The following is a 14,280-nucleotide window of genomic DNA, read 5'->3' on the forward strand; positions in this document are numbered from 1 at the left end:
TACTGATGAAGTATATGGAAGTTTAGGAGAAACAGGTTTTTTCTATGAAACAACAGCTTATGATCCTAATTCACCTTATTCAGCTTCTAAGGCAAGCTCAGATCATTTCGTACGTGCGTATGGAGAGACTTACGGTATGCCTTATGTAGTGAGTAACTGTTCTAATAATTATGGACCTAATCACTTCCCTGAGAAGTTAATTCCACTGTGTATTCACAATATTATCAATAAAAGACCACTACCTATTTATGGGAATGGAAAATATACGCGTGATTGGTTATATGTTATTGATCATGCTAGAGCAATTGATGATGTATTCCACAAGGGTGGAAATGGAGAGACATACAATATTGGAGGATTTAACGAATGGCAGAATATAGACCTAGTTAGAGAGTTGTGTAAACAAATGGATGCTGTCTTAGGTCGTTCAGAAGGTGAAAGTGAACAGTTAATTACGTTTGTAAAAGATAGACCAGGACATGATTTGCGTTATGCTATCGATGCTACTAAGATTAATAAGGAATTAGGATGGTCACCATCTGTTACATTCCCAGAAGGATTAGCTAAGACTATTGAATGGTATATGAATAATCAAGATTGGCTAGATAATGTAACAAGTGGAGCATACGCTGATTATTATAATGAACAATATAAATAGGTTTATAGTTTACTGTTAACGGTTTACAGAAATGTAAGACGTTGATAGGTTTCATTAGATGAAATGTAGAGATGCAATACTTTGCATCTAAAAAATACTATTTGTTGGTTTGTGTTCTTGTTTAAAGAGAATATCTAAAACAAAAACACAGAATCACAGAAAACAAAAAGACATAAACAATGAAAGGAATAATATTAGCAGGTGGGTCAGGAACACGACTACACCCTTTAACATTAGCAGTAAGTAAGCAATTGTTACCTATATATGATAAACCGATGATTTATTATCCTTTATCGGTATTGATGTTGGCAGGGATACGCGAGATATTAATTATATCTACACCACATGATTTACCAAACTTTAAGAAATTATTTGGAGATGGTAGTCAGTTTGGTATTCAATTGAGTTATGCAGAACAACCAAGTCCTGATGGCTTAGCACAAGCTTTTATTATTGGAGAGGAGTTTATTGGAGATGATGATGTATGTTTGGTATTAGGAGATAATATATTTTATGGTGCTGGAATGCAGAAGTTGTTAAAAGCATCTATAGAAACTGTAAAAAATGATAAAAAGGCTGTAGTATTTGGATATTATGTAGAAGATCCAGAACGATATGGAGTAGCAGAGTTTGATGGTGAAGGAAATGTGTTGAGTCTAGAAGAAAAGCCTGTAGTACCTAAATCTAATTATGCAGTGGTAGGATTGTATTTCTATCCTAATTCTGTAGTGAGAATCGCGAAAGAAGTAAAACCTTCTCATCGTGGAGAGTTAGAGATAACTTCTGTAAATCAAACTTATTTAGTAGAAGATCAGCTGAAATTACAGACTATGAGCCGTGGTTTTGCTTGGTTAGATACAGGTACACATGAGTCATTAACAGAAGCTACTGAATTTGTGAAAGCTTTAGAGAAGAGAACTTCGCTGAAGATTGCTTGTTTGGAAGAAATTGCTTTAACTTATAAATGGGTATCAAGAGAGGAGATGATGGAGAAAGTGATAGGTATGAAAGGAGATTATTACGAATATATTAAAAAGAGATTCGATTTATAGATGTCATTAAAGAATCAAGCTATAGGAGGTGTAATTTGGACAGTCGTTGATACTTTTGTATTGAGAGGCTTATCTTTTATTGCAACATTAATTTTAGCAAGATGGCTCGGCCCAGCAGAATTTGGTTTAGTTGGAATGATAACAGTATTTATAGCCATAGGTACGTCGCTGACAGATAGTGGTCTAACTTCATCATTGATTAGGGCACAAGAAAAAGATAGTAGAGATTATTCGACTGTTTTTTGGATGAATCTTGGTATTAGTATATTAGTATATTTAATTCTTTTTTTCAGTGCCCCTTGGATAGCTGATTTCTTTAATCAGAGTGTTTTAGTGAGGTTAATCCGATTGTATTGTATTAGTTTTATTATTTCTGCCTTTTCTGCTGTACAATTGGTACGATTAACTGAAAAAATGAATTTTAAAAAGATAGCAAAAATAAATATACCAGGCACTTTAGTCGGAGTAATAGTCGGGCTTATTTTAGGTTATCATGGATATGGAGCTTTTGCTATCGTGTGGATGTATTTAAGTACACAAGTTCTTCAATCTATTATTTTGTGGTGGAATTCTAACTGGAGACCAAATTTTATATATTCTAGAGAAAAAGCAAAATATCATTATAGATTTGGGTATAAATTGATGTTGTCTGGTTTGATTAATACAATTTTTCAAAATATTTATAATATAGTTATTGGAAGATTGTATAATCCTGTTACATTAGGGTTTTATGAGCGATCTCAAACACTTAATATGTATCCAGTAACTGTATTAACTTCGGTTATTTCAAAAGTTACCTACCCTCTGTTAGCTAATATTCAGGAGGATAAAAAGAAAGTAGGTTCAGTATATCGTAAAATATTACGTTTAGCTTTTTTTCTAATTGCACCTTTGATGCTGTTAATGGCTACTATTGCGAAACCATTGTTTAATTTAATTTTAGGGCAAGAATGGGAAGCTGCAGTTCCATTTTTTCAAATTTTATGTTTAGGTACAATGTTTTATCCTATTCATGCTTTTAATTTGAATGTTTTTATGGTATATGGACGTAGTGATTTATTTTTAAAGTTAGAGGTAATAAAAAAGGTGGTTATTGTTTTAGCTATAAGTATAGGCTATTGTTTTGGTATTTATGGGCTAGTTTTTAGTAGTGTAATTACATCTTATATAGCTCTATTAATAAATACACATTATAGTGCAGATATGATCAACTATTCACAAAAGCAGCAGTTTAAAGATATGTTCCCTACTTTTGTAAGTGGACTTTTGAGTGTAATGGTTGTTTTAATTTTATATAGTTTTGTAAATTTTGAATATGATATTGTCAAAATAGCTATAGGACTTGTTTTAGGAGGGGGGATTTATTTGAGTATAAATTATATGATAAAGTCTACTCCATTATTTTATAGTATAAATTTGATTAAAGAAAAAATTAGAAGATAATGATTCCAGTTGTAAAGCCTTTTCTTCCTCCAATGGAAGAGTATCAAGATATATTAAAAGGAGTTTGGGCACGCCAATGGTTAACCAATATGGGACCGTTAGCAACTGAACTAGAGGAGAAATTAAAGGATAGACTTAGTGTTAGTAATCTTTTATTTGTAACTAATGGAACTGTAGCCTTGCAAATGGCTATTAAAGCTTTGGATTTAAAAGGTGAAGTTATCACTACTCCTTTTTCGTTTGTTGCTACTACAAGTACTATTGTATGGGAGGGATGTAAACCTGTATTTGTTGATATAGAACCAACAACATTAACAATAGATGCAAGTAAGATAGAAGAAGCTATTACAGAAAACACAGTTGCTATTCTAGCGACACATGTTTATGGCAATCCTTGTGATGTTGAGGCTATTGATAACATTGCTAAAAAGCATAACCTGAAAGTGATTTATGATGGAGCTCATGCTTTTGGTGTTGAGTATAAAGGTAGATCAATCTTTGAGTATGGCGATATTTCTACATGTTCTCTTCATGCTACAAAATTATATCATAGTATTGAAGGTGGTTTTATTGTAACTAAGGATAAAGATTTAAATACTAAGTTGCAACGTATTCGTAATTTTGGTATAGCTGGATTTGATACATTTTCTGACTTAGGTTTAAATGGGAAAAACTCAGAAATGCACGCTGCTATGGGAATAGTTAATTTAAAGTATATCGATGCAATTCACACTAAACGAAAGTTATTGTATGAGACTTATACAGAAGGGTTAAAAGGATTTGCTGCTGTACAGCCAGTATGGAGAGAGGGAGCTACAATGAATTATCCTTACTTTCCTTTGGTATTAGAAAGTGAAGAGCTATTGTTAAATGTTAGAGAAGCATTAGCAAAAGAAGATATTCATTTGAGGAGATATTTTTATCCTTCTTTGGCGTCTGCACTGCCATATTTACCAAAGCAGTTATTAGAGAATACTGAGGATATTGCAAAACGTGCTGTTTGTTTACCTTTTTATTACGATTTAGAAGAAGAAGAAATTAATCGTATAGTTTCAGTTATTATTAACGTATAGATATTACTATGAAATCATTTTTTTTTGTTCCAGGAAATAAGCTTTATAAAGTATATTCAGTTTTAGAATTAGGAGTTGATGAATTAATTATTGATTTTGAAGATTCACTTTTAATCGATCAACGGGATGATATTTTTAAGAAAATAGAGACTCTTCAAAGTTTTGATAGATTTTGGTATAGAATTCCTTTAAGAAATGATTTTAATGAATGTATTGATTTTGATTTCTTACAAAGATTTTTTGATTTAGGGGTAAAAAAAATTATGATACCAAAATTGATATCTCTAGAGGAATTTAAAGAAGTAATGTTTTTCTTGAAAGAATATGATATTGAAATTATTCTATTGGTTGAACATCCAATGTTATACTTACAACTTTTTGAGGTTTTGCGTATAAATTCAGTTGATACTAATAAAGTTAAAGGAATAGCTTTGGGTTCTCATGATTTAGCTACATTTTGTGGTTTTGAAAGTATTGAGAGTAATTTTTATAGCTTAAGACAAAATATTCTATTATACTGTTCAGCATTTAATATAGAAGCGATTGATATTGCTAGTATGAATATTGCTAATAATATTGAGTTTAATAAGGAGGTATTAAGTGGAGTAAGTCTTGGTTATAAGGCAAAACTTGTGATTCATCCGATACAAGTTAAGTGGTTAGAAGCTAGTAAAGTGAAAGAACAAGAGCTTTTAGAAGAAGCCAGGAAAATTGTTAGAAATATTCCAGGAGGTATTTTTTCAAAGGAAATTAACCCTTTTGTACTTGATGGAAAAGTTATTGAAAAACCACATATAGAAAATGCAATTAAATATTTAAAAAAATATGAAAATGAAAAGTGAATTTGGTAATTTTTATGAAGATTTTGTAGTAGGTGAAATAATTGAGCATGCTTTATCTAAAACTATTTTTGAAAGTGATAATAATTTGTTTAGTTTATTGACTATGAATCATCATCCAGTACATATAAACTTAGATTATGCAGAACAACAGCAACATCACAAGATTTTAGTAGTAGGTACTTTGGTTTTTAGTGTAGCAGTGGGAATTACTGTTGGAGATATTAGTGGTAAGGCTATTGCGAATTTAGAATATGAATCTGTAAAACATTTAAACCCAACGTTTATTAATGATACAATTTATGTTAAGACTGAAGTATTAGATAAAAGAGAATCTTCTTCAAGTAATGATAGAGGTATTGTATATGTGGAAAGTATAGCTTATAATCAGAATAATATTGCTGTACTAAGTTTTAGAAGGAAAGTATTGATTAAGAAAAGAACATAGTATGAGAAGAGATTATTTGTTACGTAGTTTGATGTTTGTACCTAGTCATAATAGGAAATTAATGGAAAGTGCCAGCAGACAAAATGCAGATGTACTTTTATTAGATATTGAAGATTCAGTACAGCCATTATCAAATAAAAAAATTGCAAGGGCAATGATTCTGGAATACCTGGAAAGTGGAAAGTTCAAGGGGAAGACTTTGTTTCCTAGAGTAAATGATAGAGAAAGTGGAGAATTATTAAATGATGTATTAGATCTTACTGTAGATGGAATAGAGGGATTTATGTATCCTAAGGCAAAAACGGGAGAGGACGTGTATTTTTTTGATAAATTGTTAGAAATTATAGAATATCAAAAAGGAATTGAGATAGGGACTTTTAAGATTATTCCATTGATTGAGACTTCTGCTGCAGTTTTAAATGTTCAAGATATATGTAAAGCTTCTGCAAGAGTTATTGCAATAGCTTATGGGTCAGAAGATTTTATTACAGACTTAGAAGGGAATCATGATATAGCACATGATAGTTTACAAGTACCACGAGCAATTATTGCCATGGGTGCAAGAGCTAATGACGTAATACCTATTGATACAGTTCACGTAAGAGTTCATGATCTAGAGGACTTAGAGGTGAACTTAAAGAACTCTGTTAATTTAGGTTTTGAAGGTATGTTAGTTTTGAATCCGAAGGAATTACCTTTAGTTCATCAATATTATTCTCCAACAGATCAAGATGTTCTAGATGCGCGTGAGATGCTTACTTTAGCGGAAGAAGCTGCAAATAATGGAGAAGGTGTAGCTATTAAAGGAGGTAAGTTTATAGGACCTCCTATGATAAAAGCTGCTAAGAAAATATTGTTAAAAGATTTGTTAATTAAAAGTAAGTAGGGATGAAAATTGCAATTATGCAACCGTATTTTTTACCTTATATTGGATATATTCAACTTATTAATGCAGTTGATAAATTTGTAATCTATGATGATGTTAATTATATAAAGGGAGGTTGGATTAATCGTAATAATTTATTATTAAATAATCAGAAGTTTTTGTTTACAGTACCTTTAGAAGGAAGTAGTGCTTTTAAAAAGATAGATGAAATTGTGATTAATAAGAGATTGTATGATAAGTGGTGTAAGAAACTTCTAATATCTATTGAACAGTCATATAAGAAAGCACCCTATTTTTCTGAGGTTTTCTTATTATTGAAGAAGATTGTTGAAATTGAAGAGACTATCTCTATTTCGGAATACAATTATAATTCTATAATTCTAATTTGTAAGTTTCTAAATATTAAGACTGAAATAATTAAAAGTTCCAGGATATATGATAATATAGATTTAAGTAGGGAAAGTAGAATTTATGATATCTGTAGCAAAGAAAATAGTAAATCTTATGTAAATCCTATAGGAGGTATGGAACTTTATAATAAAGAATCTTTTTTAAAGGAAGGTATAAAGCTTAATTTTCTGAAGACAAATGAGATTGTTTATAAACAGTTCGAAAATGAATTTGTTCCTTGGCTGTCAATTATAGACGTTATGATGTTTAATGATGTCAAAGAAATTAAAGATATGTTAGAACAGTACGAATTGGTTTAATATGAGTGAGATAGGAGGTTATTTTGAATTAGAGTTAGAAAGTAAATCTGAATATCTACATTTTAATCTATTAAAAGTAAATTCAGGTAGAAATGCTCTAGAGCTTATATTAAGGAATAAAAAAGTTAATAAAGTTTTCATTCCCTATTATACTTGTGATGTTATTTTGGAGCCTCTTGAGAAACTTGGATTAAATTATGAGTTTTATGATGTTGATGAAAATTTGGAGCCGATAATGGATTGTAATTTATTAAAAGATGAAGATTCAGTTCTTTATACAAACTATTTTGGTATAAAGGATAAATTTATTAAAAAATTCAGTAAAGATTTTGGTAAAGGTCAACTAATAATTGACAATGCTCAAGCTTTATTTTCTAGACCACTGACTAAATGGTGTAGCTTTTATTCTCCACGTAAATTTGTAGGTGTATCTGATGGTGGATATATCTCTAATTTGTCTTATAATATTACCTTAGAACAAGATCTTAGTCATGAAAGGATGCTACATTTATTGAAGAGAATAGAATGTGGGGCTAATGTTGGTTATAAGGATTTTATAGCTAATGATGAAAAATTAAAGTTTAATGATACAAGAGCGATGTCAATTTTGACAGAGAAGATATTAAGTAGTATTGATTATGATCTTGTAAAAAAGAAAAGATTAGAAAATTTTAATTTTTTACATAATTACCTAGAAAATAATAATTTATTAAAGATTGATATTGATGAGGAATGTGTTCCATTAGTTTACCCTTTTAGAGTTTTAAATGGAGGTGTATTGAGAAAGAAATTAATTGATAATAAAGTTTATTGTGCGAAATATTGGCCTAATGTTGAAAATTGGTGTGATGAAGAAAAGTTCTCTTATAGATTAGCAGATGAGATAGTTGCATTACCTATTGATCAGAGATATTCACAAAGAGATATGTTGAAAATTATAAAAGTAATTAAGAATGGATAAGTTTGTAATAATTGGAGGAAAAGGAAGTGCTATTGTTGTAGCAGAACATATTTATGATGCTCAAGTTAAAGGAGCTAATGTCGAAATGCTTGGTTTTGCTTTTGATGATGAAAGTTTTGGTGATGAAATTGCTGGATTTCCTATTTTGTGTAAAACATATGAAGTGTTTGAAAAGTATAAAAATGATTCTGATGTGAAATTCATATTTCAATTGTTTAGACCTGATTTAATGAAGGAACGCATAGAATTATTGTTATCTTATGGAATACCTTTGGAAAGATTTGGTAGCTTTATTCATCCTTCAGCTATTGTTTCAAGAAGTGCAAAAATAGGCTATGGTACTGTAGTATTAGCGAATTCTGTAGTAAACTCACAAAGTATACTTGGGAATTTTTGTACTTTACATTCTAATGTTTTAATAGGGCATGATACAACTATTGATGATTATACTTTTATCGCAGCTCATAACGTTATAGGTAGTAGTACTAAAATAGGAAAAGCTAATTTTTTTGGATTAAACTCTTCAATTAACAATTATATTACAATAGGTGATTATTGTTTTGTTGCTATGGCGAGTAACGTTATTAAATCAATAGATAATGAGACTAAAGTAAAAGGTAATCCTGCTAAATCTTTTGAGTCTAAAATAAAACCTCTTTAAATGAAAACAGAGCCACTAGTATCTATTATTTGTCTTAGTTACAATCATGAGAATTATATTAGAGAGTGTTTAGAAAGTTTAGTTAATCAAAAAACTGATTTTGTCTATGAAATTATAGTACATGATGATGCCTCTTTGGATAATAGTCAGGGAATTATAAAAGAATATGAGAGTAACTACCCAGATTTATTTAAAAATATTTATCAAGTAGAAAATCAGTACTCTAAAGGGCCAGGTAGAGTTTCTAATATCGTTTATCAAGAAGTATCAGGTAAGTATGTCGCTTTTTGTGAGGGAGATGATTATTGGATTGATATGTATAAGTTACAGAAACAGGTTGATATTCTAGAAAATGATAGTAATGTAATTTTCTCTAATACAAATTGTGATATCTTTTATCAAAAAGAAAATGTATTTGAGAGAAGAATCAATGATATTAACCGTAAAAGTAATAATTTTGATAATGTAAAAAGTACTGTCACAGTTGAAGATATATTGAACCATCGATATATTGTACGTACAGCAACAGTAATGCTACGAAACGAATATTTAAGAAAGTATTTTTCTTCTGAAATATATAGTGAAATGCAAGGGAAAGTGCTTATGGGAGATACTCCTATGTGGGCGTATATGGTATCAATGCCTAATAAAAAAGTTCATTATTTAGATATATCTACAAGCGTTTATAGAAGAAGTGATAATACTGCAAGTAATATGGTTGTTATTGATAAGGCATTAAGGTTTGAGTTGTCATGTAAAGAGATGATTCTTTTTTTTATTTCTAATAAAGAGTTTCAATTGTCAAATAAGTTTAAAAAAGAGACAATAGATGTTTATAATTCATTAGTACTAAGATATTTTTTGTTTAATAGTGAATATAAGACACTTTTTGAGAAGTATTTAAGTAGTAAGACCAAAAAGCAATTAAAGGACTTAAAAAAAGATGCTATAATTGTTTATATTAAACGAACGATACTAACTGTAAAATTTAGAATTAAGAATTTTAAAGAAAAAGTTTTTTTTTTTCTCAGGAATAAATAGAAATATATGAAAAAAAATTTAATTGTATTTGGTACAAGACCAGAAGCTATTAAGATGGCTCCTTTGGTAAAAGAGTTTAAAAAGTATAATGATCAATTTGATACTCGTGTATGTGTAACCGCGCAACACAGAGAGATGCTTGACCAGGTTTTAGAGTTTTTTGATATCGTACCTGAGTATGATTTGAATTTAATGAAACCTAACCAGAATTTGTACTCTTTAACAGGAGATATTATAGTTGGTTTAAAGGATGTTTTAGAAGAGTTTAAGCCTGATTATGTTTATGTACATGGAGATACTACTACAACTATGGCAGCAAGTATTGCTGCATTTTATAGTGGAGCAGAAGTATGTCACGTAGAGGCTGGACTGAGAACACATAATAAACGTGCACCATTTCCAGAAGAGATAAATAGACAAATAACAGGACGAGTAACAGATTATCACTTTGCTCCAACTACAGCATCTCAAGAGAATTTACTTAGAGAGAATATCGAACAGAAAGATATCTTAATTACTGGAAATACAGTGATTGATGCTTTATTAGAAAGTGTAGAGAGAGTTGAAGATTTGCAAAATGAAGAGATAGATAATTTAAAACAAATTGTTGATTCTACTAAGAAACTTATTTTAGTAACAGGACATAGACGTGAAAATCATGGAGAAGGTTTTATTCGTATTTGTGAAGCGCTGGAAGAAATTGCAACTACTCATGATGATGTACAGATTATATATCCTGTACATTTAAATCCTAATGTAAAGGGACCTGTGTATGAAATTCTTTCAGGGAGAGATAATATAAAGTTGATAGATCCTTTAGCTTATCCTTCATTTGTATGGTTAATGAATAAGAGTTATATGATCGTAACTGATAGTGGTGGGGTTCAAGAAGAAGCTCCTAGTTTAGGTAAACCAGTACTTGTAATGCGTGATACTACAGAACGTCCTGAAGCAGTAGAAGCAGGAACAGTTATTTTAGTAGGAACAGATAAGGATAAAATAGTTAATGAGGCTAATAACTTATTGACAGATGTTAGCTGTTATGCAAAAATGTCAGCTTTACATAATCCATATGGAGATGGTAAGGCATGTTCACGTATTGTTGAATTTATTTCTAATTTATAATGAAAGATACTCATATATTAATTTTTGAACATGATATTGTTAAGTACCCTCCAATACTTTCGTTTATTTCTTTTTTATTTCAAGAAAATAAAAAAATAGTATTAATAGGTTATTGTAGTGATGAGTATTTTATTAGAGATTTTATTGATAATGGAGGGGTTTATTACAATGTAATTGATAATAAACTAGAAGATAATATTGTAAAGAAGATGTTCCGTTATCTCTTATTTAAAAAACGTGTCAAAGGTATAGTTAAGGAGTTTGATGAAAAATATTGTAGAATCTATTTTTTTGGAGAAAAGTGTGCATGGTTGTTATATACTATAGTTTCAAATTATAGCTCAGTGATATATCTTTTTGAAACGCCTACTTTTGTTGTGGAGCTTAAGTATAGATTATTATCACCAATGCTAAACTATAAAGAAGTACTTCAACGTGCATATAAAGTAGTATGTTGTGAGTATAATCGGGCACATATAACAAAATCGTATTTTAGTTTAAAAGAACTTCCTATTATTATACCTAATAAACCTATTGTTAAGAGTGTAGAAAAAAAAGATATTTCAGAGTTAGAAGATTTAGTAGATAAAAAAGTAATTCTATATCAAGGAATATTTAATTATCCAGAACGTAAATTAGATGAATTCTGTCTTGCTATGGAGTATTTACCTGAAGATTATGTTTTATGTCTTATGGGAGGAGATAATAAATACAAAGCTATACTTAAGTCTAAGTATAGTTCAGATAGAATTAGGTTTCTTAATTACGTTACTCCTCCTATGCATTTACAAATAACAGAAATGGCGTATATTGGCATATTAGTGTATAATAGCGGAGGAAATAATATAAGTGAAACATTGAATACTTTGTACTGTGCTCCAAACAAGATTTATGAATATAGTAAATTTAGTATACCAATGATTTCTAATGATGTGCCCGCATTGGATTTTTTGTTTAAAAAGTTTAAATGTGGTGAAATTAGTTGTGATGAAGCTCAATCAATAGCTAGTAAGATATTAGAGATAGATAAATTTTATTCCAATTATAGTAAAGGAAGTACTTTGTTATATAACTCTGTCGATTTAAGAGAATTATATTTTAAAATTAGTTAGATGCAAGTAAATAGTGGACCTTATTTGTTAGTATTATTTGTTTTATTCTTTTTATTTAGTATTGAAGCATATTTTAACAATAGAAGAATTAAGAATCGTCTGAGAGTCTTTGTTTTTATTTTTCTTAGTTTCTTTTTAGGTTTTAGAGGTTATGTTGGAAGTGATTGGTTTAATTATCTTATTTCATTTGAGTTTACCGAATGGGGTGAATGGTTACCTACAGATTATGAACCTGGTTTTTCTTTAATAGTAAAAGGATGTAAATATATAGGTTTAGATTATTTTTATACAGTAACCTTAATAACTCTCTTGCAACTAATATTGTTGGATAGGTTTATTAACAAATACTTCTCAAGTGTAGTGCTACCTTATATTTTTGTCCTGAGTCTTTTTCCTATTGTATTGATTGATTTACAAAGAAACTTTATATCTATATTAATTGTAATGAATTCATTGCATTTGCTAGAACAGAAGAAGCTAAAAATGTATTTCTTAATGGTATTATTAGCTTGTTTCTTTCATCTTTCAGCTGTTGTGTTTTTTGCTATCCCTTTTTTAAGACAACTTAAAATTAAAAAGAGTGTGCTATGGGGAGTTTTTTTTGTAGGCCTAGTTGTTTATATTTCACAAGTTAATTTTTATCAAGAATTCTTGAGTATGCTTGGAAAATTATTAGGCGGTAGACTTGAACATTTAATGAATCAAGCAACAGGAGAAGAAGAGATTTCATATGGAATTTCTTTTGGTATAATTGAAAAGATAATTTTGTGCTGCGTTGTGATTAAGATATATGATAAAGTAGATAAGAAGTATCTTCTGTTAATTAATATGTGCTTATTGTATTTATTTGTTTATTTTTATTTTAGTACATCACAATCTTTTATAAATAGATTCGCTAATTTGTTTATGTTTGGATATATATGGTTCTACGTTTTTTTAATGAATTATCTTAAAAAGCAAAGAGGTATTGGACTAATTGTTATCTTGATTTTTATATTCCTTAGTTTAAGAACTTTTATAGGATATAATGAAGAAATCTATAAGTATAAAAACATTTTATTTGAAAAAGAAAATTACAATGAAAGAAAAGGTATACGTGAACAACATTATATGTAGTTTTTTTAGTAAAAAATCAGATAAGTTGAAAGTAATTGTGTTAACATGTTTTGTTTTTATTTCAAGTTCTTTCTTTGTTATTGATACTTTTGAGTATAAAACTGTACCTAAAAGTTTAATTAAAAAATCAAGTGTTCCTGAGATAAGAGATCTTATACATGTAGAGAAATACCTTCCTAAGGGTTATAGTAATAAGGGGGATGTTGATTATACTTTATATATTCAAGAGGCTATTGATAATAACTCAAATTTGATTTTTCCAAATTTTCCCATATTAGTTAATGATAAAGGACTTAATCTTCGTAGTAATAGTGTATTAGTGTTTCAAGAGAATTCTTATATATGGCTTAAGGCAAGTTCTAAACCTAATTATGGAGTAATTAACATAAAAGATATTAAAAATGTAACTTTAATTAATCCAAGAATTGTAGGGGATAGGGATAGCCATTTGAATAAAATTGGAGAATGGGGTATGGGTATTAATATTTTAAACTCGGATTATATTAATATTTTTAATGCGATTATTAGTAAATGTTGGGGAGATGGTATTTATATCGGAAATAAAATTAATGGCTTTAGTTCTAATATAAATATAAATGGTGGATTGATTGACAATAATAGAAGGAATGGTATATCTATTGTTAGTGGAGAGGTAGTAGTAATCAAAGATATTACGGTATCAAATACTAATGGAACATTACCAATGTCAGGAATTGATTTAGAACCTAATACGAATGAAGATACGTTAAAAGATATTAAGTTAGTTAATGTTAATTCTTTTAATAATAGAGAAAATGGTTATTTGATTTATTTAGGAGGATTATTAGGTGAAAATAAAAGAGAGGTTGACATAAGTATTGAGTCATGTTTTGACCAATATTCAAATACGGTGGTTTCTATTCCAGGTTTAAGAAATGACTATGAAAAAAAAGTTAAGAAAATAGCAGGAAAGATTCATTTAAAATTTTTATCAGGCGAAGGTAATAAGTTTTTTTTAGCAGAAAGTTCTGGTAACTATTTATATACGCCAACGATAATATTTGAAGGGGTTGAAATGAAAGGGAATGAAAAGAGTATATTAAATTCTAATAAATTTTTAAATGAAGAGTTTAAGAGAAGAAGTTCTAGTAATATTGTAATTGATATTTAAAAAGA

At 29.2% G+C, this 14,280-nt stretch carries 15 protein-coding genes; all 15 read left to right on the top strand.

The features are described from left to right. Nucleotides 1-658: dTDP-glucose 4,6-dehydratase (locus BMX53_RS15835; protein WP_143061437.1), on the top strand; the 658-nt coding region annotated here is incomplete at its 5' end. Between the two features lie 179 nt (nt 659-837). Beyond that, complete coding sequence (rfbA, locus tag BMX53_RS15840; protein WP_074747500.1) at nt 838-1,710, top strand: glucose-1-phosphate thymidylyltransferase RfbA; 873 nt, start codon at nt 838-840, stop codon at nt 1,708-1,710. Beyond that, nucleotides 1,711-3,153: a lipopolysaccharide biosynthesis protein gene (locus BMX53_RS15845; protein ID WP_074747503.1), complete on the top strand. Its 1,443-nt coding sequence runs from the start codon at nt 1,711-1,713 to the stop codon at nt 3,151-3,153. After that, the gene (locus BMX53_RS15850) at nt 3,153-4,226 is read left to right on the top strand and encodes a DegT/DnrJ/EryC1/StrS family aminotransferase (RefSeq protein WP_074747506.1); all 1,074 of its coding nucleotides are present in this window, start codon (nt 3,153-3,155) and stop codon (nt 4,224-4,226) included. Before BMX53_RS15845 ends, BMX53_RS15850 begins: the two co-directional genes overlap by 1 nt. Before the next feature lie 8 nt (nt 4,227-4,234). Further along, on the top strand, nt 4,235-5,068 hold the full coding sequence (locus BMX53_RS15855; RefSeq protein WP_074747509.1) for an aldolase/citrate lyase family protein: 834 nt from the start codon (nt 4,235-4,237) through the stop codon (nt 5,066-5,068). Next, nucleotides 5,058-5,513 carry a MaoC family dehydratase gene (locus BMX53_RS15860; protein WP_074747631.1) on the top strand — a complete coding sequence of 152 codons (456 nt, stop codon included), beginning with the start codon at nt 5,058-5,060 and terminating at the stop codon, nt 5,511-5,513. Before BMX53_RS15855 ends, BMX53_RS15860 begins: the two co-directional genes overlap by 11 nt. 1 nt (nt 5,514) lies before the next feature. Next, nucleotides 5,515-6,399 (top strand): HpcH/HpaI aldolase/citrate lyase family protein, encoded by an 885-nt coding sequence (locus BMX53_RS15865; RefSeq protein WP_074747511.1) that lies wholly within the window; start codon nt 5,515-5,517, stop codon nt 6,397-6,399. 2 nt (nt 6,400-6,401) lie between these two features. Next, a complete protein-coding gene (locus BMX53_RS15870) occupies nt 6,402-7,109 on the top strand; it encodes a WbqC family protein (RefSeq protein ID WP_074747513.1) in 708 nt (235 codons plus the stop codon). A gap of 1 nt (nt 7,110) precedes the next feature. Then, nucleotides 7,111-8,070 carry a hypothetical protein gene (locus BMX53_RS15875; RefSeq protein ID WP_074747515.1) on the top strand — a complete coding sequence of 320 codons (960 nt, stop codon included), beginning with the start codon at nt 7,111-7,113 and terminating at the stop codon, nt 8,068-8,070. Further along, nucleotides 8,063-8,731, top strand: coding sequence for an acetyltransferase (locus BMX53_RS15880; protein WP_074747518.1), 669 nt, complete (start codon nt 8,063-8,065; stop codon nt 8,729-8,731). Before BMX53_RS15875 ends, BMX53_RS15880 begins: the two co-directional genes overlap by 8 nt. Beyond that, nucleotides 8,732-9,772 carry a glycosyltransferase gene (locus BMX53_RS15885; RefSeq protein WP_074747521.1) on the top strand — a complete coding sequence of 347 codons (1,041 nt, stop codon included), beginning with the start codon at nt 8,732-8,734 and terminating at the stop codon, nt 9,770-9,772. A gap of 6 nt (nt 9,773-9,778) precedes the next feature. Then, the gene (wecB, locus tag BMX53_RS15890) at nt 9,779-10,897 is read left to right on the top strand and encodes a non-hydrolyzing UDP-N-acetylglucosamine 2-epimerase (RefSeq protein WP_074747524.1); all 1,119 of its coding nucleotides are present in this window, start codon (nt 9,779-9,781) and stop codon (nt 10,895-10,897) included. Beyond that, nucleotides 10,897-12,009, top strand: coding sequence for a glycosyltransferase family protein (locus BMX53_RS15895; protein WP_074747526.1), 1,113 nt, complete (start codon nt 10,897-10,899; stop codon nt 12,007-12,009). Before wecB ends, BMX53_RS15895 begins: the two co-directional genes overlap by 1 nt. Then, a complete protein-coding gene (locus tag BMX53_RS15900; protein WP_074747529.1) occupies nt 12,010-13,125 on the top strand; it encodes an EpsG family protein in 1,116 nt (371 codons plus the stop codon). It abuts the gene before it with no gap. After that, nucleotides 13,088-14,275: a right-handed parallel beta-helix repeat-containing protein gene (locus BMX53_RS15905; protein WP_143061438.1), complete on the top strand. Its 1,188-nt coding sequence runs from the start codon at nt 13,088-13,090 to the stop codon at nt 14,273-14,275. The genes BMX53_RS15900 and BMX53_RS15905 overlap by 38 nt, the downstream gene beginning before the upstream one ends. The last annotated feature ends 5 nt before the right edge of the window (nt 14,276-14,280 follow it).

Source organism: Myroides marinus, from assembly GCF_900109075.1.
Taxonomy (GTDB): Bacteria; Bacteroidota; Bacteroidia; order Flavobacteriales; family Flavobacteriaceae; genus Flavobacterium; species Flavobacterium marinum_A.

Bases quoted from the DNA above. Each gene is read 5' to 3' on its own strand.
- rfbA (WP_074747500.1), top strand. From the start codon at position 838: ATGAAAGGAATAATATTAGCAGGTGGGTCAGGAACACGACTACACCCT.
- BMX53_RS15845 (WP_074747503.1), top strand. From the start codon at position 1,711: ATGTCATTAAAGAATCAAGCTATAGGAGGTGTAATTTGGACAGTCGTT.
- BMX53_RS15850 (WP_074747506.1), top strand. From the start codon at position 3,153: ATGATTCCAGTTGTAAAGCCTTTTCTTCCTCCAATGGAAGAGTATCAA.
- BMX53_RS15855 (WP_074747509.1), top strand. From the start codon at position 4,235: ATGAAATCATTTTTTTTTGTTCCAGGAAATAAGCTTTATAAAGTATAT.
- BMX53_RS15860 (WP_074747631.1), top strand. From the start codon at position 5,058: ATGAAAAGTGAATTTGGTAATTTTTATGAAGATTTTGTAGTAGGTGAA.
- BMX53_RS15865 (WP_074747511.1), top strand. From the start codon at position 5,515: ATGAGAAGAGATTATTTGTTACGTAGTTTGATGTTTGTACCTAGTCAT.
- BMX53_RS15870 (WP_074747513.1), top strand. From the start codon at position 6,402: ATGAAAATTGCAATTATGCAACCGTATTTTTTACCTTATATTGGATAT.
- BMX53_RS15875 (WP_074747515.1), top strand. From the start codon at position 7,111: ATGAGTGAGATAGGAGGTTATTTTGAATTAGAGTTAGAAAGTAAATCT.
- BMX53_RS15880 (WP_074747518.1), top strand. From the start codon at position 8,063: ATGGATAAGTTTGTAATAATTGGAGGAAAAGGAAGTGCTATTGTTGTA.
- BMX53_RS15885 (WP_074747521.1), top strand. From the start codon at position 8,732: ATGAAAACAGAGCCACTAGTATCTATTATTTGTCTTAGTTACAATCAT.
- wecB (WP_074747524.1), top strand. From the start codon at position 9,779: ATGAAAAAAAATTTAATTGTATTTGGTACAAGACCAGAAGCTATTAAG.
- BMX53_RS15895 (WP_074747526.1), top strand. From the start codon at position 10,897: ATGAAAGATACTCATATATTAATTTTTGAACATGATATTGTTAAGTAC.
- BMX53_RS15900 (WP_074747529.1), top strand. From the start codon at position 12,010: ATGCAAGTAAATAGTGGACCTTATTTGTTAGTATTATTTGTTTTATTC.
- BMX53_RS15905 (WP_143061438.1), top strand. From the start codon at position 13,088: ATGAAAGAAAAGGTATACGTGAACAACATTATATGTAGTTTTTTTAGT.